Source organism: Protofrankia sp. CiP1_Cm_nod4, from assembly GCF_982290645.1.
This window is the reverse complement of the sequence record NZ_CEVIVC010000034.1, coordinates 1-21362: the sequence shown is the minus strand read 5'-3', so window position 1 is coordinate 21362 and position 21362 is coordinate 1. Positions and strand designations below refer to the sequence as shown.

General features: G+C 69.6%; 23 protein-coding genes. 21 read left to right on the top strand and 2 right to left on the bottom strand.

Annotation, left to right across the window (positions count from 1 at the left end):
• A partial coding sequence (locus AC5LSR_RS09110) for an ArsR/SmtB family transcription factor (RefSeq protein ID WP_493468351.1) occupies nucleotides 1-324 on the bottom strand: 324 nt, incomplete at its 3' end.
• 208 nt (nucleotides 325-532) lie between these two features.
• A complete protein-coding gene (locus AC5LSR_RS09105; RefSeq protein WP_445548300.1) occupies nucleotides 533-1783 on the bottom strand; it encodes an FAD-dependent oxidoreductase in 1251 nt (416 codons plus the stop codon).
• A 600-nt stretch (nucleotides 1784-2383) separates the two neighbouring features.
• Here AC5LSR_RS09105 and AC5LSR_RS09100 point away from each other — a divergent pair.
• The 21 genes from AC5LSR_RS09100 to AC5LSR_RS09000 all read left to right on the top strand — a co-directional run.
• Complete coding sequence (locus tag AC5LSR_RS09100; protein WP_250282509.1) at nucleotides 2384-3067, top strand: RibD family protein; 684 nt, start codon at nucleotides 2384-2386, stop codon at nucleotides 3065-3067.
• Nucleotides 3068-3463: 396 nt separating this feature from the next.
• A complete protein-coding gene (locus AC5LSR_RS09095; protein ID WP_250282511.1) occupies nucleotides 3464-4633 on the top strand; it encodes a branched-chain amino acid ABC transporter substrate-binding protein in 1170 nt (389 codons plus the stop codon).
• 152 nt (nucleotides 4634-4785) lie between these two features.
• Nucleotides 4786-5715, top strand: coding sequence for a branched-chain amino acid ABC transporter permease (locus AC5LSR_RS09090; protein WP_250282512.1), 930 nt, complete (start codon nucleotides 4786-4788; stop codon nucleotides 5713-5715).
• A gap of 251 nt (nucleotides 5716-5966) precedes the next feature.
• On the top strand, nucleotides 5967-7271 hold the full coding sequence (locus AC5LSR_RS09085) for a branched-chain amino acid ABC transporter permease (protein WP_445548301.1): 1305 nt from the start codon (nucleotides 5967-5969) through the stop codon (nucleotides 7269-7271).
• A gap of 154 nt (nucleotides 7272-7425) precedes the next feature.
• Entirely contained in the window at nucleotides 7426-8289 is an 864-nt protein-coding gene (locus AC5LSR_RS09080) for an ABC transporter ATP-binding protein (RefSeq protein ID WP_250282516.1), read from the top strand.
• Nucleotides 8289-9005: an ABC transporter ATP-binding protein gene (locus AC5LSR_RS09075; RefSeq protein ID WP_250282519.1), complete on the top strand. Its 717-nt coding sequence runs from the start codon at nucleotides 8289-8291 to the stop codon at nucleotides 9003-9005. Before AC5LSR_RS09080 ends, AC5LSR_RS09075 begins: the two co-directional genes overlap by 1 nt.
• 158 nt (nucleotides 9006-9163) lie before the next feature.
• Nucleotides 9164-9661 (top strand): large-conductance mechanosensitive channel protein MscL, encoded by a 498-nt coding sequence (gene mscL, locus AC5LSR_RS09070; RefSeq protein WP_250282520.1) that lies wholly within the window; start codon nucleotides 9164-9166, stop codon nucleotides 9659-9661.
• Between the two features lie 318 nt (nucleotides 9662-9979).
• The gene (locus AC5LSR_RS09065) at nucleotides 9980-10165 is read left to right on the top strand and encodes a hypothetical protein (protein ID WP_250282522.1); all 186 of its coding nucleotides are present in this window, start codon (nucleotides 9980-9982) and stop codon (nucleotides 10163-10165) included.
• A gap of 527 nt (nucleotides 10166-10692) precedes the next feature.
• A complete protein-coding gene (locus AC5LSR_RS09060; RefSeq protein ID WP_493468350.1) occupies nucleotides 10693-11745 on the top strand; it encodes a hypothetical protein in 1053 nt (350 codons plus the stop codon).
• 129 nt (nucleotides 11746-11874) lie between these two features.
• On the top strand, nucleotides 11875-12525 hold the full coding sequence (locus AC5LSR_RS09055; protein WP_250282526.1) for a vWA domain-containing protein: 651 nt from the start codon (nucleotides 11875-11877) through the stop codon (nucleotides 12523-12525).
• 95 nt (nucleotides 12526-12620) lie between these two features.
• Entirely contained in the window at nucleotides 12621-13370 is a 750-nt protein-coding gene (locus tag AC5LSR_RS09050; RefSeq protein WP_250290488.1) for a protein phosphatase 2C domain-containing protein, read from the top strand.
• A complete protein-coding gene (locus AC5LSR_RS09045; RefSeq protein ID WP_250282531.1) occupies nucleotides 13367-14518 on the top strand; it encodes a protein kinase domain-containing protein in 1152 nt (383 codons plus the stop codon). The genes AC5LSR_RS09050 and AC5LSR_RS09045 overlap by 4 nt, the downstream gene beginning before the upstream one ends.
• Before the next feature lie 118 nt (nucleotides 14519-14636).
• Nucleotides 14637-15362 carry a vWA domain-containing protein gene (locus AC5LSR_RS09040; RefSeq protein WP_250282532.1) on the top strand — a complete coding sequence of 242 codons (726 nt, stop codon included), beginning with the start codon at nucleotides 14637-14639 and terminating at the stop codon, nucleotides 15360-15362.
• 9 nt (nucleotides 15363-15371) lie between these two features.
• Complete coding sequence (locus tag AC5LSR_RS09035; protein WP_250282534.1) at nucleotides 15372-16295, top strand: hypothetical protein; 924 nt, start codon at nucleotides 15372-15374, stop codon at nucleotides 16293-16295.
• A 366-nt stretch (nucleotides 16296-16661) separates the two neighbouring features.
• Nucleotides 16662-17465, top strand: a complete 804-nt coding sequence (locus tag AC5LSR_RS09030) for a hypothetical protein (protein ID WP_250282536.1) — start codon at nucleotides 16662-16664, stop codon at nucleotides 17463-17465.
• 2 nt (nucleotides 17466-17467) lie between these two features.
• Nucleotides 17468-18106: a cytochrome c oxidase subunit 3 family protein gene (locus tag AC5LSR_RS09025; protein ID WP_250282549.1), complete on the top strand. Its 639-nt coding sequence runs from the start codon at nucleotides 17468-17470 to the stop codon at nucleotides 18104-18106.
• A 4-nt stretch (nucleotides 18107-18110) separates the two neighbouring features.
• Nucleotides 18111-18425 (top strand): cytochrome C oxidase subunit IV family protein, encoded by a 315-nt coding sequence (locus AC5LSR_RS09020; RefSeq protein WP_250282539.1) that lies wholly within the window; start codon nucleotides 18111-18113, stop codon nucleotides 18423-18425.
• A 217-nt stretch (nucleotides 18426-18642) separates the two neighbouring features.
• Entirely contained in the window at nucleotides 18643-19434 is a 792-nt protein-coding gene (locus AC5LSR_RS09015) for an ABC transporter permease (RefSeq protein WP_250282541.1), read from the top strand.
• Between the two features lie 13 nt (nucleotides 19435-19447).
• On the top strand, nucleotides 19448-20299 hold the full coding sequence (locus tag AC5LSR_RS09010; RefSeq protein ID WP_250282542.1) for an ABC transporter permease: 852 nt from the start codon (nucleotides 19448-19450) through the stop codon (nucleotides 20297-20299).
• Between the two features lie 14 nt (nucleotides 20300-20313).
• Nucleotides 20314-20622: a hypothetical protein gene (locus AC5LSR_RS09005; RefSeq protein ID WP_047223236.1), complete on the top strand. Its 309-nt coding sequence runs from the start codon at nucleotides 20314-20316 to the stop codon at nucleotides 20620-20622.
• Between the two features lie 223 nt (nucleotides 20623-20845).
• Nucleotides 20846-21362, top strand: a 517-nt coding sequence (locus tag AC5LSR_RS09000; protein WP_493464774.1) for a glycerate kinase, incomplete at its 3' end; no start/stop codon positions are given.

Here is a 21362-nt window from a genome sequence, read left to right as displayed (position 1 = left end):
GGCGAGGATCATGTTGATCCGGTCGAGACGCCCCCGCCATACGTCCGCCAGTTGGTCCAGCAGCCGACGGGCCTCGCGCAGGGCGTCCGCGTTGCCCCGTACCCGCTGCTCCCGGCCCTGCCGTTGCTTGCTGACCAGCCCGGCGCGCTCCAGCACCGCCACGTGTTTCTGGACGGCCGCGAAACTCATCGGGAACCGCCGGGCGAGCTGCGAGACCGAGTGCTCACCGGTCAGGGTGAGGGCCACGATCTCGCGCCGCGTCGCGTCGGCCAGGGCATGGAAGAGCCGGTCGGCACGTTCGGCGGACTCCTGATATACAACCATCGAGTTGTACGTTAGTCGCTGCCGCCGGGCCGGGCAAGGCACCGGACAGGACGATATGTCGGTCGGTCGGGCCGCGGCCGGCGAGGCAGCCGTCCCCGGCCATGCGAACGCATGATCACAACTGCGGTGGCCGGACGCCCGCGGCCGGAGTGGTCCGGCGGGATCGGGCCGGCGGGATCGGGCTGGCGGTGACCGCGGCCGGTGGGTGTCAGCCGGGCAGGTTCGTCGGGATGTCTTTCGCGGGAGTCGGGGCTGGGACGCCGGTGGTCGTCACCGGGGTGTCCCAGTCGATGTGATGCTGGTGCATCCAGGCGAGTGACTCGGCGCCGCTGCCGGCGGCGTGCCTGAGCACCAGCGGCAGCACGAGGCCGCGGGCCAGCCGGCCGACCGGCCCGACCGAGCGCAGCCGGCTGGACTTCCGGCCCTCGGCGACGACCCGCTCCACCCGGGGCCGGCGCAGCGCCTCGAACCGGGCGAACGCCCGCGGCACCGGCAGGTCGCGCAGGCACTGCCCGAGCACGACCGCGTCCTCGATCGCCATCGACGCACCCTGGCCGGACGAGGGTGAGGTGGCGTGCGCGGCGTCGCCGATCAGCACGGCCCGGTCGTCGTGCCAGACCGGGACGGTGGGCAGGTCGTACGTTGCCCAGCCGGTCAGCGGCCCGGGGGTGGCACCGATCAGATCCATGATCGGGGAGCGGTCGGGCTCGTAGAGCTGGCGCAGCGAGTCCCGCCACTGCGCGTCACTGATCTCTCTCAGTTCGCCGTTGGCCGGCTCGTCCCGCCGAGGCGGGTTGGCGAACCACCATGTCTGCCCGGTGGGCGTGACGAGGCGGCCGGAGAACGCCCGCCTGCCGAAGGTCATCGTCAGCACGCCGGGGCGGTCACCCGGCGGTGTGACGTCGGCGTAGCCGCCGACGTTCAGTATCGGGACGTAGCGTGCCCGTGGGCCGGACGGGTTCAGCGACTCCCGCACCCGGGAGTGGATGCCGTCGCAGCCGACGAGCAGGTCGCCGACGGCGGTGCTGCCGTCGGCGAAGGTGGCGACGACCCCGTCGGCGCCGCTGGCCACGCTCACCAGGCGTTGGCCGTGCCGGATCTCGACGCCCCGGCGGGATGCCTCGTCCCGCAGGGCGCGGTGCAGGTCGGAACGCTTGATCGACACTCCCGCCGTCCCACCCGGCAGCGGCCGGCCGGTCGGGATCTCGCCGAGTGGCCGGCCGGTGCCGGTCCGGAAGGCGATCGACGGTGTCGGGACGGCGAGCCTGCGGACGGTACGGTCGGCGCCGATTGCCCGCAGCGCGTCCAGGCCGTTGGTCTGCAGGCCGATCCACGAACCGGCCTCCGCGGCCGGGGCCGGGTACGCCTCGTGCACCAGGACGTCGATCCCAGCTCGTCGCAGGGCCATCGCGGCGACCGGGCCGGCGATCCCGGCACCAATGATCAGCGCTGTGGGCATGACTGCTCCGTTCCCCCGGAATTCCCCCGGAATTGTTTCGGAACTGCTCATCACCGGCGAATTTCCGGCCCCGGCGGCGCGCGACGCCACGAGCTACGAGTGTAGACGCCGGCGCCGCCGAGGTAGCTGCCGGCGACGCCAGCCGGCTGGCAGCGGATGGCCGGGCGCCGGTGGGTGCCGGCGCTTCACGAATCAGATTCCGGCCGGCGTCGAAGAATGTCGCGACTGATGTCGGTCGTAAGCGTGTCACCGACGGAAGGAACGACACACCCTGTTTTCGGCGCCGTGCAGGCGGTTTTTACCGCCAGCTGGACGTTATACTGCCCTGGGCGCTCCGGACGGCACCGGGAGCGTCGTCGGCATATATTCCTGAAATCCTGCTCCCGTGCTTTCCGGCTGACGGCCACCGAGGGCGGCGGGAAGAACACCGGCAACGCGGTCGGTGGGCATTCCGGGGAGGCTCGGGCGGGCCCGGTCCGCCTGGGGGCGCACCCGTGGGCACCCGACGGATCCCGGCCCGCGGGGCTCCCGCTCCCGGCTGGGCCAGGCGTGGGTACATTCGGTGAGATGGCAGGCCAGGACGAGCCCGGAGCGCCGCGTGTGAGCCAACGGCCGTATGTCCTGCTGTCGGTCGCGATGTCCGTGGACGGCTGTATCGACGATGCCGGCGAGCGGCGGCTGCTGCTGTCCAACGACGCCGACCTCGACCGGGTCGACGAGGTCCGGGCCGGTGTCGACGCCATCCTGGTGGGCGCCAACACCATCCGTCGCGACAACCCCCGGCTGCTGGTCCGCTCGGCGGCCCGCCGCGAGGAGCGGGTGGCCCGCGGCCGGCCGGAGAGCCCGGCCAAGGTTACCCTCACCGGCCGTGGCGACCTCGACCGCGACGCCCGCTTCTTCACCACCGGGCAGGCCGAGAAGATCGTCTATGCCGCGAGCCCCGCGGCGGACAGAGCGCGCGGGCGGCTCGCCGGGGTGGCATCCGTCGTGGACGCCGGCGACCCGCTCGACCTGAACACCGTCCTGGCGGACCTTGCCGCGCGCGGCATACGCCGGCTGATGGTCGAGGGCGGCGGTGCGATCCACACCCGGTTCCTCGCCACCGGGCTCGTCGACGAGATCCATCTGGTGATAGCGCCGTTCTTCGTCGGGGACCCCGCCGCGCCCCGCTTCGTCGGCGCCGGCACCTTCCCGCACCATCCGGGCCGCCGGATGGCGCTGGCCGAGGCCCGTCGGATCGGCGACGTCGTCCTGCTGCGCTACCTGCTCAACGCCCCGCCCTGATGCGCGTCCGCGGGCTCGTCACTGATCGTTTATGGGGGCTGGGCCCCGGGGCGGCGTCCCACCTGGTGGGGTGGCCTCTGGTGGGATGGCTGGTGGCCGCGCGGGACCTGCTTCGGACCGACCTGACCCAAGGTTGACACACCTGTGCGGATAGTAGGTGTAAGCGGGATGGCCGGTACCTTGGACGGCACGCAGGGTGCGTTTCCGATGCGTTCAGGAAGGGGCTACGGTGCCGACATTCGGTCAGGATGCATGGATGTCGGTGGGGATGCGTAGATGTTGGTGGGGATGCGCGGATGAGTGCTGGCGGGGCCAGCGGCATTCCGTGATCGTGACCACGTGTGCCGTCCGCGCACCGGCTCCGGGACGCGCAGCGGGACAGGTAGGAGGAGATGCATGGCCAGGCGAAAACTTCTGGGAGCGGTTGCTCTAGCCGGCGTGGTGGCCTTGACCGCCGCGGCGTGCGGTAGCGATGACGGATCGTCGTCGGATGGGAAGAAGACGATCACCATCGGCTTCCAGGGCGTCCTCTCCGGTGACAACCAGCAACTTGGTATCAACGCCCTGTACGGGGTGGAGACCGCCGTTGCCGAGGCGAACGCCAACGCGAACCTGCCCTTCAAGATAAGGCTGGTGCAGTCCGACGACGCGGGGTCACCGGACCAGGGCCCGACCGCCGCGCAGAAGCTCATCGACAACTCGGGCATCCTGGCGGTCGTCGGGCCGATGTTCTCCGGAGCCACCAAGGCCAGCGAACCGCTCTACTCGCAGGCCGGTCTGCTCTCGGTGAGCCCGTCGGCGACGAACCCGGCGCTGACCACGCTGGGCTTCAAGACCTTCTACCGGGTCATCGCCCCGGACACCGTCCAGGGCACGGCGGACGCCGACTACATCGCCGCCGTGCTGAAGGCGAAGAAGGTGTTCTCCCTCGACGACAAGAGCGACTACGGCACCGGCCTGTCCGCCGCGCTGGAGAAGGAGCTGAAGGCTCGGGGGGCGACCGTGGTCCACGACGGCATCAACCCGACGAAGAACTACACCTCCGAGGCAACAAAGATCATCGCGGAGAATCCGGACGTCCTGTTCTACTCGGGCTACTATGCCGAGCTCGCGCTGCTGTCCAAAGCCCTGCACGACAAGGGCTTCAAGGGCGTCACGGTGAGTGGTGACGGTTCACTGGACGCCAAGTACGTCGAGCAGGCCGGTGCCGCGGCGGCCGAGGGCACCTACCTGACCTGCCCGTGCAGCGACGCCAACAGCGACCCGAACGCGGCGGCCTTCGTCGAGTCGTACAAGAAGATCAATGGTGGTGCCAGGCCCGGCACGTACTCCGGTGAGGCGTACGACGCGACCAACGCCCTTATCGAGGTGTTCAAGAACCTCGGGGACAACCTGAGCCGGGAGTCGGTGGCGGAGGCCTTCGGGAAGGTCAACTACCAGGGTGTCACCAAGCTCGTCAAGTTCCAGCCGAACGGTGAGGTCGAAGGCGCGAACGACTTCATCTACCGGGTCAAGAACGGGCAGATCGTCGTTCTCGGCAACACCGTGGATCTGATCAAGTCCTGACGGGCCGCCCGAACGGTCCTGCCGGATAGTGAGGTGGTGGCCGGTGCGCTCCGCGGGCGCGGCGGCCACCACCCACGCCATGACAAGGGCACGAGCATGACCACGATCATGACCACGATCATGACGAGGACACGACCACGACGAGGAGACGCATGGGTTTTGCCGACCAGTTCTGGCAGTTGACCGTCGACGGTCTCATGGTCGGCTCGCTGTACGCGGTCATCGCCCTGGGTTACACGCTCGTCTACGGCGTGCTCCAGCTGATCAATTTTGCCCACAGCGAGGTGTTCATGCTGGGGGCCTTCGGCGGGCTGTTCGCCGCCAGGGGCCTGCTGCCGGGCGGCGCCACGCCGTCCGGGCCGGCCTCGGTGGGGCTGGTCGCCGCCGGGCTCGCGGTGGGTGCCGCCTGCGGCGCCGCGGCGGCGTTCATCCTCGAACGGGTCGCCTACCGGCCGTTGCGCCGGCGGTCCGCGCCCAGGCTCGCCTACCTCATCAGCGCGATCGGCGCGTCGCTGTTCGCGGTGAACCTCGCCGGCAAGGAGTTCGGCCGGCAGAACGTGCCGGTTCCCGACTTGTTCACCAACGGCACGCTCTTCCACGTCTTTGGCGCCCAGGTGTCCACCCAGACCGTCGTCGTCCTTGGCGCGGCGGTGGTGATGCTCGTCCTGCTGGACCGGCTGGTGGCGAGGACCCGCCTCGGGCAGGGCATCAGGGCGGTCGCGCAGGACGCGGACACCGCCGTCCTGATGGGGGTGAACGTCGAAAGAGTGATCATCCTGACCTTCGTCATCGGTGGCCTGCTCGCCGGTGCCGGTGGATTCCTCTATGCCATGACCTTCAACGCCTCGTACAACATGGGTTTCGTGCCCGGGGTGAAGGCGTTCACCGCCGCGGTGCTCGGCGGCATCGGGAACGTCCGCGGGGCCATGCTCGGCGGCATCCTGCTCGGGCTGGTGGAGAGCTACGGGGGGTATGTCTTCCAGGCGTCCTACAAGGACGTGATCGCTTTTCTGGTGCTGGTCGGGATCCTCATGGTGCGTCCGTCAGGCCTGCTCGGCGTGCGGCTGGGCAGGGCCGCGTGACCGCCCGCCCGCCCTCCTCGGCATCACCCGAACCCTCCGCGTCGGCCTCGTCCACCCCTTCTCCGCCGCAGCAGCAGCCGCCGCAGCCGACGCAGCAGTCGCAGCCGCCGACGCAGCCGGTACCGCGGCGGCAGCCGGAAGCCGCTTCCCGACCGGCGTCCCGTCCAGGCCCGGTGCCTCACCCGGGCCCGGGCCCCTCCGCCGGGCCCGTCCCCGCCGTGCCGGCGCGGGTCTTTCGAGGGGACGCCGGCGTGCTCACCCCGGCGCGGCTGCGGCAGCTCTGGGTGTGCCTCGCCCTCGGCGTTCTCGCCGCGGTGGTGACCGGGCCCGGCGGCGACTCCGCCCACCCGTTCCGCGCGTTGCGGCGCTCGGTGGTCGACCCGCGTATCGGGATCTTCATCGGCCTGGCGGTGGGCCTGTGGGTGCTGCTGATCGCCGTGGCGCGGCTACGCCCGCTGCTCGCCGAGGTGACGGCGGCGGCGCGGGCCCGCCGGCCCGTCGCGGCCGCCCTCGGGGGGCCGCACGCCACCACCGGCCTGAACGCGGTCCTGCTCGCCGCCGCGATCGTGGCGCCGCTGCTCGTCTCGACGGCGGCGCAGCAGTCGATGGTCAACGACATCGGTATCTACGCGCTGCTCGCGCTCGGGCTGAACGTCGTGGTCGGCTACGCGGGCCTGCTCGACCTCGGCTACATCGCGTTCTTCGCGATCGGTGCCTACGTGACCGCCTACTTCAGCTCGTCGTCGGCCATGCCGTGGCACGCGCCGTTCGTCATCAACCCGTTCTTCGTCTTCCCGATCGCGCTCCTGATCGCCGCGCTCGCCGGCGTGATCCTCGGCGCGCCGACGCTGCGGCTGCGCGGCGACTACCTGGCGATCGTGACGCTGGGCTTCGGGGAGATCATCCAGTTGCTCGCGAACAACTCGGACGAGGTCACGAACGGCTCGCGCGGGGTGTTCGGGGTGCCGCACCTGTCGGTCGACCTGCCCGGGATCCACTACCGGTGGGGGATCGACCCGCTGCCGTACTACTACCTGCTGCTCGGCATCGTGGTCGTCGTCATGATCGCCTTCGGCCGGCTGGAACGGTCCCGGATCGGCCGGGCCTGGGCCGCGATCCGGGAGGACGAGATCGCCGCGGAGGCCACCGGCGTGCCGACCCTGCGGATGAAGCTGCTCGCCTTCGCGATCGGGGCGTCGGTCTCCGGGTTCGCCGGTGTCCTGCTCGCCACCAAGCAGTTCTTCAACCCGCAGAGCTTCAGCCTGCAGTCGTCGTTCCTCGTGGTGGCGATAGTCATCTTCGGTGGGATGGGCTCGCGGCTGGGCGCGGTGACGGGGGCCGTCGTCCTGCAGGGGCTGGCCTTCTACCTGCGTGACAAGGTTCCGCCGACGGACCGGTACATCTACTTCGGCGCGGTCATCGTCGTGATGATGATTTTCCGCCCGCAGGGCCTGGTGCCGTCCCGCCGCCGACGCCGGGAGATCGAGCTCGCCGGCACCACCGCCGGCGCCTCGGACCAGCTCGGCGCGGCCCCGATCGGAAGGACCATCACTTGACCGCGCACGTCGACGGCTCTGTGTGTCCGGGGGTCCTCACACCTGCCGGCCGCGCTTCGTCTCTCAGCAGACACTCTGTGTTTCTGCATGCGGTGTCTCCTGGCGAGGACGCCGTGTGCCGCCGCGGGGCCGCGCGTCCCGGAAGGGCCACCGGATGAGCGCCGTTGCCGCGGCCGGGCCGGCCGACGCGGGGGTGCCGGGTGGAACGCCGTCCGACCTGGTGCTTGAAGCCCGTGATCTGACGCTGCGCTTCGGCGGGGTCACCAGTCTCGACGGGGTCTCGCTGCGGCAGCGCCGGGGCGAGATCCTGGCCGTGATCGGGCCCAACGGGGCCGGAAAAACCTCCCTGTTCAACTGCTTCACCGGCGCGTACCGGCCGCAGCAGGGCTCGGTGACGTTCTGGCGGACGTCCCGCCGGCCGGCGCGGATCGTCGGGCGCAGCCCGCACGCCATCACCCACCTCGGAATCGCCCGGACCTTCCAGAACATCAGGCTCTTCCCCGCGCTGTCGGCGCTGGAGAACGTGCAGATCGGCACCGAGGTCCGGCAGCGGTACGGATCGCTCAGCGCGGTCCTCGGGCTGCCCGGCGCGCGGCGGCAGGAACGGGCCGGGGTCAGCCGGGCGTTCGAGCTCCTCGACCTGGTCGGCCTGTCCCGGCGCGCGCACGACCTGGCCTCGTCGCTGTCCCACGGCGAACAGCGCCGGCTGGAGATCGCCCGGGCACTGGGCACCGGCCCGCGGCTGCTGCTCCTGGACGAGCCCGCCGCCGGCACGAACCCCGCCGAGAAGCGCGCTCTCGAGGCGCTGATCCGGCGGATCGCCGGGGGCGGGGTCTCGGTCCTGCTGATCGAGCACGACATGCGGCTGGTGATGTCCGTCGCGACCACGGTGGTGGTGCTGAACTTCGGCCGGGTCATCGCCCACGGCACCCCGGCCCAGGTCCAGCGCGACCCGGCGGTGGTCGAGGCCTACCTCGGTGTGGAGACCGGCGTGGATGCCGGCGGGGAGGTGCGCTGATGTTGCTGGAACTCGCCGACGTCGAGGTCAGCTACGGCGCCATACCGGCGTTGCGCGGCGTACGGCTGGAGGTCGCCGAAGGCGAGATCGTGACGCTGCTCGGAGCGAACGGCGCCGGCAAGACGACCACCCTGCGGTCGATCTCCGGGCTGCTCCGCCCCCGCCGCGGGGAGATCTACCTGGACGGCCGGCCGCTGTCGTCCATCCCGGCGCACACCCTTGTCGGGCTGGGGGTCAGCCACGTCCCCGAAGGACGGCGGGTGTTCGCCGGCATGACCGTCCGGGAGAACCTGCTGATGGGCGCCTACCATGACCGGCGGCACGTGCGGGAGGGCACCGAACGGGTCTTCACCCTGTTCCCGCGGCTGGCCGAGCGGGCCTCCCAGCTGGGTGGCACCCTCTCCGGCGGGGAACAGCAGATGCTGGCCATCGGCCGGGCGCTGATGAGCCGGCCTCGGCTGATGCTGCTCGACGAACCGTCGATGGGGCTCGCCCCCCGGATCATCCAGACCATCTTCGAGGTGATCGTCGAGATCAACAGGGCCGGCGTGGCCGTGCTGCTGGTGGAACAGAACGCGGTGCAGGCCCTGCGGATCGCGCACCGTGGCTACGTGCTGGAAAACGGCCAGGTCGCCCTCACCGGCAGCGGCGCCGACCTGCTCGCCGACGACCGCGTCCGCCAGGCATACCTCGGCGAGGACATCCCCACCGGATGACAGGCGCCGTATCGGCCCGCTCCGCACAAGAGCCCGCGGCACATCAGAGGGAGGCCGTTTTTTCCCTGTAGGGCGGGGCTGTAACCTCCGTGGTACTGGGCAGCTCCGGGCCAACCCGGACGCCCCACACAACTCGGCCGGCCTCCTGGGGGATCTGTGTGAGCGCGTTGCGAGAAGCTGTCGACAAGGGCCGTGCGCCGACCCGACTGATCGCCCCCGGGCTGAAGGGCTTCAAGGAGTTCCTGACCCGCGGCAACATCGTCGACCTCGCGGTCGCGGTCGTCATCGGTACTGCCTTCACCGCGCTGGTCACCTCGCTGGTGAAAAACCTGATCACCCCGCTGATCGCGGCCATCGGCGGGCAGCCGGACTTCTCCGCACTGACCTTCACCGTCAACGGCAGCCGGTTCAACTACGGCTCGTTCGTCAACGACGTGGTCTCATTCGTGATCGTCGCGGCCGTGATCTACTTTCTCATCGTCCTCCCGCTTGCCAGGGCGAGCGGGTTGCGCAAGCGGAACGGGCGGGCCGCGGAGCCGGAGCCCACGCCGGTCAGCGACGACATCCGGCTGCTGACGGAGATCCGCGACCTGCTCGCCAGCGCCGCGGCGGCCACCGCCACGGCGCCCGCGCCCCGCTCTCCCGGCCAGAGCTGACGACACATCCGGAGCTGGCATATCCAGAACCGACGACGGCCAGCGGCAGCACCGCCCGCCACGCCCGGCCGGGCCGGCCCGAAGGCCCGGCCGGCGCGAGCCGAGGGCGCCTGTCGTCATGACGGTTCCGCGGAACGGTAGCGTTCGAGCTCTGTGAACGGTAGCCTCCGGGGCCTGTAAACGATCAACCCTGCCGGGGCTGAGGCCGGGGCTCAACTGTCGTCCGCAAGCCATGAGAAGACCCTGTGGGTCCCCTACCTGCACCGCGCGTTTCCTGCTGGCACCGACCGCCGTGACGTGGACGGACGGGTCAGTCGCATGCACGTGGTGCGCAACCGTGCCGCGCACCACGAGCCCCTGTCCCGTCTCGATCTTGCCGCGGTCCTCGGCGACCTGCTTTTCCTCGTTCATCTGATAGCGCCGCCACTTGCCGACTACGTGACCGCGGCCAGCTGGGTTCCCGCGTTGATCGCTGCCCGGCCGCATCCAGAGATGAGTGCGTAACGGTCTCAACCACTCCGGGAGTGGATCATGTGGCCGCCGGGGCACTTCCCCGCTGCCGAACATCGGCGTGGTCCGGCGGTCCCGGTCTGCCGGCGTGTGATCCGAGGAGGAGCCGGTGGCGGCGGTCCTGCCGCGCTACCGGTCGTGCCACCTGCCGCGCCGTCGTATCGGGCCGGCGTATCGGGCCGGCGTATCGGGCCGGCGAAGCGGACCGGGCTCTGGTGGGGCCGGGCCGGGCGGCAGGTCCGGGGCAATCGGGTCGCTATGCTGGCTTTCCGCTGACTACAGTGGCCTGTAGCTGTCACGAGCAGCAGTAGATATCGCGGGGGGTTCCGGTGCTGCGAGGCGGCCATCATCGCCCCGTGACGGGTATGGACAGCGTCGCGCGGCAGCGACGGCGGCGTCCGGGCCGGTTACGGGCCCGAGCCTGGTTACCGGCGGCCGCGGCGGCCGTTGTGATCGTGGGGCTGGCCGCCGTGACGGCGGTCGTACCGCCGCTGTCCGGGTGGCCTGCGGTGGCCGCGCCGGTGTCCGATCAGCGGCCGGTGTTCCAGGTACGTGTCATGGAGCTGCCGGCGCAGGTCGACCGGACCGTCCTGGACAACCTGAACAGCCTGCTCAACGGGGTTCCGGACGGCGACGGAGCCGTCGTGGTGCGGGTGACCGGCGCCGCCGGGCTGGCCGGTGACCAGGACAGGCCGGCCGCCCTGGATACGATCTTCGATCGCCGGGACAGGCTCGTCGTCCAGGTCGCCCTGCCGGACCGTTCCCGTACCGGCGCGCAGCCCGATCTCGGGACGGCCGGTTCGTTGCTGCTGGCCGTGGCCGGCCACCGGTTCGCGGACGCGGACTCCGCCCGCGCCGCCTTCGCCCGCAACGACAGCGGGGGCGGGCAGCAGGCACCCTGCAAGAAGCAGTGCCGGGAGCAGGTGGCGGGTACCGGGACGGAACGCGAATCGCGGATGTACGCCACCAACACCGACCCGTTCGTCCTGGACGTCACGCTCAGGCGGGTGTTACAGGTGGACTCCTCGAGCACCCCGTTCACCGGGCCCGGGGATTCGCTCCTGTCGGAGCGGGACGACTCGGGCCGGTCGTTCTGGTTCTACGTGCTGATCGTCGCCGTGCCGCTCGGGCTGGTTGCCGTGCTCTGGCGGCGCGGCCTGTCGAGCCGGAAGGGCGGCGGTGCCGACAACGGGCCGACCACCGCCGCGCCCCGACGGCACGGCCCACCATCGGCGGCGCAGCAGTGGCTGGTTCGCTGGCGTCGCCTGCTGGGCCGGGAGGACGACGGTGCCGGCGGCGGCGACAACGACGAGGACGACGAGGACGACGGGTATGGCGGCAGGCGGCCGCTGTCCCCGGTCGCGCAACCGAACGTCGGCATCGGCTCGTTCGGCGTCGTGCATTCCGCTTTCGATCCGCAGGGCTACGTCGAGGTCGACGGCGGGCTCTACCGTGCGACCTGGAAGGGCGGCCCGGGGGCAAGCCGGCCGCGTGTCGGCGACCAGGTGCTGCTGAGGACGCACAGGGTGGACGGGCTACAGGCCTGGCCGCCGCACGGCAGCCCAGACCGGTAGCCCGCAGTGACTACGCAGACGGGGACACATCGGAAAATGGCACCTCGTAACAGCTCTGACAGGCCAGCGGACCGTCAGCAGCCGCGGGACATCATCGGGAACATTCCCATTCCCCGGCCGAGCCATCGCGTGCTCGTGGTGTTGTGCATGGACACCTCGTACTCGATGCGTGGTGAGGCGATCGGCAGGCTCAACGACGCGCTCGCCGGCTGGGCGCGCAGTATGCGGGCCGGCGAGAAGATGGCGCGGACCACCGAGTTCGCGCTCATCACCTTCGGCGCCGGGGGAGTGCGCAAATGGCGCGGCAGCGAGAGCTTCGACCCGCGCAGCGACCGGACCCCGTTCGTGCCGGCCCACAGTTTCCAGCCGCCGAAACTGACCGCCGACGGGGTGACGCCGCTGGTCGAGGCGGTCCGGCTGAGCATCTCGGTCATCGAGGCGCGCAAGCGGCAGCTGGCCCGGGAGAAGGTGACCTGGAAACGTCCGCTCGTCTGGCTGGTCACCGACGGCCGGCCGACCGACGACCAGGGGCATCCGAGCTTGGACTGGCGGCCGTTGGCGAGCGAGATCCGCGGGCTGGAGGCGAACCAGAAACTGGCGCTGTTCGCGATCGGCATTCCGCCCATCGACGACCAGGGCCAGGAAACCCTGCGCGAGCTGGCCCCGGAGCGGAACATGATGTACGGACGGTTCGACTTCAGCGACATCCTCGTGCAGCTGGACAGAAGCGTGGAGGACCCCAACTACAAACTGCGCGGCTACCAGCCGAGGCAGGTATGACCCCCGGCCGGCGGTCCGTGGCCGTCCGGAGCGGTGCCGGCGGCCGGCCCGACCGGTGGCGTATCCGGGGGGCCAGCGTCCAGGGGTATTCGCACGTGCGGGAGGGCAGATGGTGCGAGGACTCCTTCGCCCACCTGTCGCTGGGCGGGCAGGGGCCGCTGCCCGACGTCCACGTGCTGGCGGTGGCCGACGGCGCGGGATCCGCGCCCCGGTCGGCCGAGGGCTCCCGGCTCGCGGTCGCGATCGCCACCCGGCTGGTGCGTGACCGGATCCACCGCGCCGGCCGGTCCACGACCGCGCCCGAACTACAGCGGATCCTGGCGGACGCGCACGAGGAGATAGTCGCCGAGTTCCGGCGGATCGTCGCCGCGATCGCCGGGCCGGAGCACGTCGGCGAGTTCGCGACGACGCTGACGGTCGTCGTGCTCGCCCATCCCGTCGTCGGCTGTCTCGGCATCGGGGACGGCTTCGTCGTCGTCCGCACGGGTGAAGGCGGACAGGATAACCTGCACCTGCTCGACGCCGGGACCGCCGACGCCGAGCACGCCACCCACGCGGTCTTCCTGACCTCGGACACCAGCCGGGCCGCCCGGGTGAACGCCGTCTACGACCCCTGGATCAGCGGTGTGTTCGTGTCGACCGACGGCCTGATCCCCGCGACCCTGCGGCGGGACGACGACGGCCGGCTGGCGGTGTCCCGGGAACCGGTCATCGACACCGTGCTCAGGCTGCTCGACGACGATCATTTCGACGCCTCCGGGCTCGTCCAGCTGCTGTTACGGGCGGACGTCACCGAAGCGACCCAGGATGACACGACGCTGTTGGTGGCGGTCCTGTGCCGGTGACGGAGATCTTTGTCAACGGGCGCAGGCTGACCTGTTCGACCGTGCTCGGCGCCGGGACCGAGTCGGTCGTCCACGCCGTGGACGGTGACTCCCGGCGGGCGGCGAAAATCTACCGGGAGCCCGACGCCCGGCGCACCCGCCGGCTGGAGTGCATGCTGCGTGCCTTCCACGCGTCACAGTTCGTCGATCCCGTTTCCGGTCATCCAGGGCTGGTGTGGCCGGAGGAACTCGCCCGCGACTCCACCGGGGCGGTTCTCGGATATGTCATGCGGCGCTCCGAGGACCAGCCGCTGAGCACGTTCTTCGAGCACTACACCCGGCTGACGAACTTCCCGGGCAAGGACTGGAAGTTTCTGCTGGGGGTGGCCAGCAACCTGAGCCAGCTGGTCGCCGTCCTGCACGACCAGGAGATCGTGATAGGCGACCTGGCACCGTCGAACATTCACGTCCGCGCTGACGGGCTGATCAGTTTTCTCGACTGCGACTCGTTGCAGTTCCGGTACGACGGGGAGGTTTTCGCCTGCCACACCGTCACCCCGGAATACGCCGCGCCCGAGCTGCTGCCCGAGCTGTCCGGCCGCAAGAGCGTCGAGACGGACCGGTTCACCCTCGCCGTGCTGATATGCCAGCTGCTGCTGTGCGGGGAGCATCCCTTCCAGGGGATTCCGGCCCGGGAGCTGGACGTCGACCCGTCACCCGAGACGAACATCCAGTACGGCATCACCGTCCTGACGGCGCCCAGGGAGGTCGAGGTCCCGGACGAGGCCGTCGAGCCCGACGTCCTGCCGCCGCCGATCGCCGCGCTGGCCAGGCAGACGTTCGGGGCGGGCCACGGCACGGCCGGGTCGCGGCCGGCCGCGCAGGAGTGGGCCGACGCGCTCGACCTGGCCTGGGACGACGTCCAGGTGTGCGGCAACCGGAGGGGCCATACCTACAGCGGGCATCTCCCGGAATGCCCGTGGTGCGCGCGGGCCCGGACCGGCCGTTTCGACCCGTTCCCGGCGCTGTCGCACCTTGCCGGCGGTGCCGACGGCGGCGCTGCCGGCGGTGGCGTGGCTCCCACCACGAAGGTCACCAATGTTGTGCTGGCTGTCGCGATCCTGCTGCTTCTCGCGCTGGCGGTCGTCGTTGCCGTGGTCACTCGGTAGCCCGGTGCCCGGCGGTCCGCCGGCCGGGTGATCTCGACAGATGTGACATCGACAGATGTGACATCGACGGAGACGGCGGAGACGGAAGCGGCATCGGCAGAAGGAGGTGGAGACAGCCGTGTATCCCACAGGCACACACCCACAGAGCACCCTGATTCCGTTCTACCTCGTGGTGGACGTCTCGCAGTCCATGGACGGGCCACGCCTGGACACCGCGAACCTCATTCTGCGGCGGATCGGGGAGGCGTTGGCCCGTGATTCGGTCGCCGCCGCCCGGGTCCGGGTCGGCATGATTGACTTTGCCGGCGGCAGCCGGACGGTGCTGCCACTGTGCGACCTGCTCACCACGACGACGTTCCCCCAGCTGGCGTGCCGTGACGACGGCACCCGATACGCGCCCGCGTTCAACCTGTTACGGGCCACCGTCGACCGCGACCACCGCCAGTTGGAGGCCGACGGTTTCGCCGTGGGCCGCCCCGGGGTGTTCTTCCTCAGCGACGGTGAACCCTTCGATGATCCTCCCGGTGCCTGGGAGGAGGCGTTCGCCACCCTGCTCAGGGAATGCCCGGCCATCCCGCACATCATCCCCTGCGCCGTCGCCGACTCGAATCCCGAGATCATGCGGGTGCTGGCTCATCCGGCGCCGACGGCGCCGTTGTTCATACAGAGCCGGCTGGCCAGCCCGGAAAGCGCGATCAGGAACCTGACCGAGATCATCGTACGAAGTGTTGTGGCCTCGGGCCACCAGGAGATGGTGGTGATCGATGAAACGGACGTCCACGCCCTCGACACGGTCATCGTCGATCCGCCCGAGTCCTGGATCGACCCGGACGTTCGTTACTGAGAGCATTCCATGAAATGGCAGAGTGTTGCTGTCGAGCGGCAGCGGCTGGGCCGGGCCGATCTGCTGAGCCGGGGCGGGCAGGCCGTCGTCTACCGGCTGCCCGAATTCGGCCTTCCCGAGGTGGGGGTGCCGCTCGTCTACAAGGAGTACCGCTCCATCGTGGGGCGGGTGCCGGCCCAGGGCCTCGCCAACATCATTGCGCTGCGGCTGGCGCTGCCGGCGGACCAGCGCCTGTGGTTCGACACGCATCTGGCCTGGCCACTGCGGATCGTGGTCGACGGTGACGCCGACTCCGCCCGCGCAAAGGTGCTCGGAGTCGTCATGCGGCTCATACCCGACGCCTTCTTCCAGGTCTTCCCGGCAGCGACGGGAGGGCCACCGCAGCGCCAGCCGTGCGAAGCGCGGTCGCTGTTCGCCGGTCCCGAGCAGATGCGGGCGCTCGGTCTGCCGTTCCCGGACCGTGCGCAGCGGTGGTGGCTGTGCCTGCGGCTGGCCTACCTGGTGGCCTTCCTGCACAACCAGGGCATCGTCTTCGGTGACATCTCCGCCCGTAACGCCCTCTACCGTCTGCGGCCGACTCCGGATGTGCTCCTGGTGGACTGCGACGCGGTACGGAAGGTCGGCAACGCGGCGGTTGTCGACCAGGGCCACACGCCGGACTTCTTCCCCCCGGCGATACACGAGCCGCAGTCGATCAGCTCTGACCTGTTCAAACTCGGCCTGTTCATCGTCCGTATCCTCGCGCCCGGCCGGACGGTCACGCCGGAGAGCGCCGTACGGGCTGTCGAGGGTGTTCTCGGCCGGGCCGGCGTGGATCTCGTGCGGGCCAGCCTGTCCGCTGAGCCGCGGGACCGGCCGGCGGCGCTGCTCTGGTACCGCTACCTGCGCTCCGGCGCGGGCTCCCATCCCGGGACGCTGCCGTTGCGGGGCTGAGGGCCTGAAGGCGGCCCACGTCCTCCGCGGCGGCGTCGATCGGTGGACGAGCGCCAGCAGATCTTGCTGTGGGGCCCTGCCGCGGCGGGACGGGGCCGTTGCTGTCGCAAGATCTGAACAGACGATCGTACGTTTGTGTGTCGTAGCGGACACGGCGACATTGACACAGGTCACACAGGGAACTAAGGTCGGCGGAAAACAATCACTTGTTTGTTAGTGTGACCACCGTCTGGGGTGTGAGTTTGCTGCTGGCTGTGATGGTCGCGCCCGAGGAGGCGCGAGGGTGGATTCTGCCGGCGCGAAGCAGGGCATAACGGGCCGCCCGGCCCGCCTGCACCACCTCGACCGAGGGAGAAGGAGGGTCCCGTGAGCGCTACCGATGTCATCACGTCCCCGCTGGGAGGGGGAGCGGACACAAACAGATCCGCTCTGGCTCAGGCCGAGCGTCGGAGCATGAGCCGCAACTCGCAGTTACTCGTCGCCTGGTGCGGCCCGGCCATGTTCGTTTTATTCGTGATCGGGAGTGTCTGGCTCGCCCGGTACTTCCCGCCCGCCATCCACCCGAATGATTCCGCCCAGGAGGTCGCGCAGTACTACCGGGACCACAAGGACGCCATTCGGGTCGGTCTCGTGTTCACCTGTCTGGCCTATGCGCTGATGGGCGTCTGGGGCGTGTGCATGGCCGTCCAGACCCGGCGCAAGGAAGGGCTCTTCCCGGTTCTGACCTACGTCCAGCTGACCTGTATGGCCGCGGGTACCGCGCAGATCGTCGTGAACTGCGGTCTCTGGGCCACCGCCGCCTTCCGCCCCGGGGAGACATCACCGGAGATCACGCAGGCGTTCAACGACGCGGGCTTCATCATCCTGCTCGGCACCTGGATGCCGTTCACCATCTGGGCCATCGCACTCGGGCTGAACATCCTGCTGGACAGGACGACACCGGTTTTCCCGCGCTGGACGGGATACTTCAGCATCTGGTCGGGTGTGTGCTTCATGCCCGGCGGGACGGTGTGGTTCTTCAAGAGCGGGCCATTCGGCTGGACCGGTGTGGTGTGCCTGTGGGTGCCGTTCGTGGTCTTCGGCGCCTGGGTGCTGTACTTCAGCTACCTGTCGATGCAGAACGTCAGGCGCGGCTTCGTCCATGAGCAGGACCTTGCCGCCGTGTCGTGACCATGAGTGTGCCGTCCGGGATGGATCCGTTCGTGGACCCGTTCGCCTCGCGCACCGCGAGGGCGCCCCAGTGGCGTCCTCGCGGTGGGGGCCGGGTGCCGGGCGAGATCGGTATCTGGGTCTTCATCTTCGGGGACATGCTCGTCTTCGGGCTGTTCTTCGGTGTGTTCGTCCACGAACGGTCGCGGAGCACCGAGCTCTTCGAGCAGGCGCACGAAACCATGAACCTGACGTTCGGCGCGGTGAACACGTTGTTGCTGCTGACCGGGTCGATGTTCGTCGTGCTGGGCCTGAGCGCGTTGCGCGGAGGGGCTTCCCGGCCCGGCTCGCGGATGATCCTCGTCACGCTGCTCTGCGGCGCCGGCTTCGTCCTCAACAAGTACCTGGAGTACTCGGACAAGATTGACGCGGGGCACACGCCGTCGGCCAACAGCTTCTACATGTACTACTTCGTCTTCACCGGTATCCATCTGTTGCACCTGCTGATCGGAATGATCGGCCTTGTGATCATGTACAGGATCGCCCGCAAGCCGGTCCTGGAGGCCCGGGACATACGTAATCTCGAGGCCGGCGCCTGCTACTGGCATCTTGTCGACCTGCTCTGGATAGTCCTGTTCGCGCTGCTGTACCTGATGAGGTGACCAGATGTCGACGCATGCCGGGAGCGCTGCCGTCAGGAGTTCCGTCCTCAGGAGTTCTGTCCGCAGGAATCCGACCGTCGTCGCCTGGCTCGCGCTCATGGGCGCGACCGTGGTCTCCTGGTATCTCGGGGAGGGGCACGGCGCCCCGGCGGCCGCGACGGCCGGTGTGATTGTGGTGGCCTTTTTCAAGGTGTACCTCGTCGGCCGGTACTTCATGGAGCTCCGGGAGGCTCCGCGAGTACTGCGTCTCCTGTTCACCGGATGGGCCGTGGTGGTGTGTGCGGTTCTCGTGGCCATGTACCTTGCCGCCGGCGGCTGAAACGGCTGGCCGGTGCCGTGGTGTGGGGCGGCGTTTCCCGGGACCGTGGGTTTTCTCGCTGTCGCGGATACCGGCAGGGATGGGAATCCCGTCGACGACGCGGTGGGCCCGCGGGCGTGGCGCACCGCCGAACTGATCGAGGAGACAGATGACACAGCAGGTTGTAACCGAGCCCGGCAGCCACCGCTCACGTCCCCGGCCCATTGCCACGGGTGTCATGACAAGGCTTCCGCCGCTCCTTCAGCGGGTGACCGTCGACGTCGGGCAGAGCGGGCAGTTACTCGGGCGGCTGGCGACCACGGCGGTACGCCAGCCGCGGGGGTACTGGGGGAGTACCCGTGACGAGATGTACGCGATGCTGCGCTTCTGCTGGCTGCCGTGCAGCCTCGCGGTCGGCGGCTTCACGTTCCTCATCGCGAACTACGCGTACGACCTGCTCAGCCTGCTCGGTGGGCAGAACCGGCTGGGCACCTACTTCGTGATGGCGAGTCTCCGGGAGATCTCGCCGTTCTGCACCGGGATGGCCGTCGCGGGCGTGATGGGCACGGCCATGACCGCGGACCTCGGCGCCCGGCGCATCCGGGAGGAGCTCGACGCGCTGAAGGTGCTCGGGATCGACGCGACACGGATGCTGGTGCTCCCCCGGGTGCTCGCCATCACGATCATGACGGTGGCCTTCACCATCATCGGCGGCCTGCTCGGCATCATCATGGCGATGCTTTCCGCGACCGTGTTCGGCGCGACGTCCACCGGCGGTTATTTTGCGAATTTCCTGTCGAGCCTGACGGCCCCCGAACTGGTCGGCGTCCTGATCAAGTCCACGCTCACCGGCCTGTTCATCGGTATCGTCTGCGCGCAGAAGGGGCTCACCGCGCGTGGTGGGTCGGAGGGTGTCGGACGGGCCGTCAACGAGGCGGTGGTGCTGTGTTTCGCCGCCGTGTGGGTGATCAATTTCATGGCGAACGCGACGCTGCTGGGCCTGAACCCCGACATGCTGGTGAACCGGTGAAAGGGGTTCGACGGTGACCGTGACAGAAAACAGCAGTGATGTCGCGGCGAAGCCGCTGACAGATACCGGTATCGGCAACTTCGGTTCCTACAGCAGTGAACGGTCGTTGGTGTACGACCTCGGTGAGATCGCCAGGTTCGCGGTCGCCTCCGTGCGCCGCCTGCCGGGGGTGCGCCACTACGGCTCCGAGGTGCTGCGCCAGGCCGGGATCGTGATCCTGTCCAGCTCCGGGATCATCTGGTTCATGATGGCGATGCTGGCCGCGGAGGCCTCGTTGGAAGGCCACTATCTCCTCAGCCAGCTGGGCGCCGGTAGTTACACGGGGGTGTTCACCTCGACCGCCGACTACACGGTCGCCCCCGAGATGTGGGGGTGGATTCTCTCGGCGAAGGTCGCCTGCGGGCTGGTCGCCGAGCTCGGCTCGATGCGGATCAGCGAGGAGATAGACGCGCTGGAGGTCATGGGCCTCGACTCGCACTCGTATCTCATCAGCACCCGGCTGCTCGCGGTCGTCATCGTCACGCCGTTCATGTTCATGATAGGTACCGGAATCATGTACTGCGTCGAGTACATGCTGAACGTGCACGTGTTCCACAGCGTGTCCGCGGGCGGGTATCTTTCCGTCTTCTGGGCCTTCCAGACCCGGCAGGACGTGTTGTTGTCGCTGGCCATGGGCGCAATCATGGGAATGATGATTGTCGTTGTCGGCTGCTACTACGGGTACACGGCCAGTGGCGGCCCGGTCGGGGTCGGCAAGAACACGGCGAAATCCATGGTGATCAATCTGGTCATCGTCAGCGTGATCGGGGCGGTGTTCCAGCAGATGTTCTTCGGGTCGCTGACACGCGCGCCCATCGGGTACTAGACCATGGCCGGCAGATGTTCGACCGCATGGGCGGCACCGCGTTCGTCTCGCTCGACACCCGTCAGCGACGGCACGGCGCGATGAGTGACGCGATGTTGGCGCAGTTCGCGTTCGCTGCCGTGTTCTTCGTTATCGGATGCTGGGGACGACGACACGCCGCCGATCTCGTTTCTCGGGCCCTTTCCCGCGAAGCGCGGACAGCAAAGGAACAGTCGCTGCGTCGGGGGGCACGCTACTGCCAGATCGTTGCGGTGCTCTTCATCGTGTTCGGGGCGACCGGGCAGACCTTTCCTCTTGGCCTCCCATTTGACGGTCCCATGTAACGGGAAACACGGATCGTGATGGCAGCACTGTCGATCGGATACGGGCGAGACCCGGGCTGGGAGGTGCCCACGCCAGGCCGGTGCGGGCACCACGGCGACGGCAGGGTGCTTCCGCGTGCTCGGGTGGCCTGTTCCACGGCACGCCCCCTTCCTGGCCGACGTCACGCGTCTTCCGGACGCTGGGGCTGGCCGCGGCAGGTCCTGACATGCTGGGCTGGCGGCTGTGACGCATGTTGTGCTGGCACCCGACAAGTTCAAGGGATCGTTGAGCGCCGCCGAGGTGTGCGCGGCGCTGGCCGAGGGGCTGCGCGCGGCCCGCCCGGACGTGCACACGGTGTCCCTGCCGGTGGCGGACGGTGGCGACGGCACAGTCGAGGCCGCGCTGTCGGCGGGATACCGGCGGGTCGCGGTGACCGTGGAGGGGCCCACGGGCGAGCCCGTCGACACGGCCTACGCCGAGTGCGACGGCACCGCGATCGTCGAGCTGGCCGATGCCTGCGGCCTGCGCCGGCTGCCGGGCGGGCGTCCCGCGCCACTGACGGCGTCCAGCTACGGGGCGGGGCAGGTGCTCGCCGCCGCTCTGCGCGCCGGCTGCCGGCGGGTGGTGCTCGGTATCGGGGGCAGCGCGAGCACCGACGGCGGTGCCGGGCTGGTCGAGGCGCTGGGCGCCGTCCTGCTCCCCGGGAGCCCCGGGAGCCCCGGGAGGCCCGGGAGCCCCGGGAGGCCGGGGAGGCCGGGGA

What these genes read in the sequence shown, in the direction of transcription:
- AC5LSR_RS09105 (WP_445548300.1), bottom strand. Translation starts at nt 1,783, where the DNA reads ATGCCCACAGCGCTGATCATTGGTGCCGGGATCGCCGGCCCGGTCGCC.
- AC5LSR_RS09095 (WP_250282511.1), top strand. Translation starts at nt 3,464, where the DNA reads ATGGCCAGGCGAAAACTTCTGGGAGCGGTTGCTCTAGCCGGCGTGGTG.
- AC5LSR_RS09090 (WP_250282512.1), top strand. Translation starts at nt 4,786, where the DNA reads ATGGGTTTTGCCGACCAGTTCTGGCAGTTGACCGTCGACGGTCTCATG.
- AC5LSR_RS09080 (WP_250282516.1), top strand. Translation starts at nt 7,426, where the DNA reads ATGAGCGCCGTTGCCGCGGCCGGGCCGGCCGACGCGGGGGTGCCGGGT.
- AC5LSR_RS09075 (WP_250282519.1), top strand. Translation starts at nt 8,289, where the DNA reads ATGTTGCTGGAACTCGCCGACGTCGAGGTCAGCTACGGCGCCATACCG.
- AC5LSR_RS09065 (WP_250282522.1), top strand. Translation starts at nt 9,980, where the DNA reads ATGCACGTGGTGCGCAACCGTGCCGCGCACCACGAGCCCCTGTCCCGT.
- AC5LSR_RS09035 (WP_250282534.1), top strand. Translation starts at nt 15,372, where the DNA reads ATGAAATGGCAGAGTGTTGCTGTCGAGCGGCAGCGGCTGGGCCGGGCC.
- AC5LSR_RS09025 (WP_250282549.1), top strand. Translation starts at nt 17,468, where the DNA reads ATGAGTGTGCCGTCCGGGATGGATCCGTTCGTGGACCCGTTCGCCTCG.
- AC5LSR_RS09020 (WP_250282539.1), top strand. Translation starts at nt 18,111, where the DNA reads ATGTCGACGCATGCCGGGAGCGCTGCCGTCAGGAGTTCCGTCCTCAGG.
- AC5LSR_RS09015 (WP_250282541.1), top strand. Translation starts at nt 18,643, where the DNA reads ATGACAAGGCTTCCGCCGCTCCTTCAGCGGGTGACCGTCGACGTCGGG.
- AC5LSR_RS09005 (WP_047223236.1), top strand. Translation starts at nt 20,314, where the DNA reads ATGTTCGACCGCATGGGCGGCACCGCGTTCGTCTCGCTCGACACCCGT.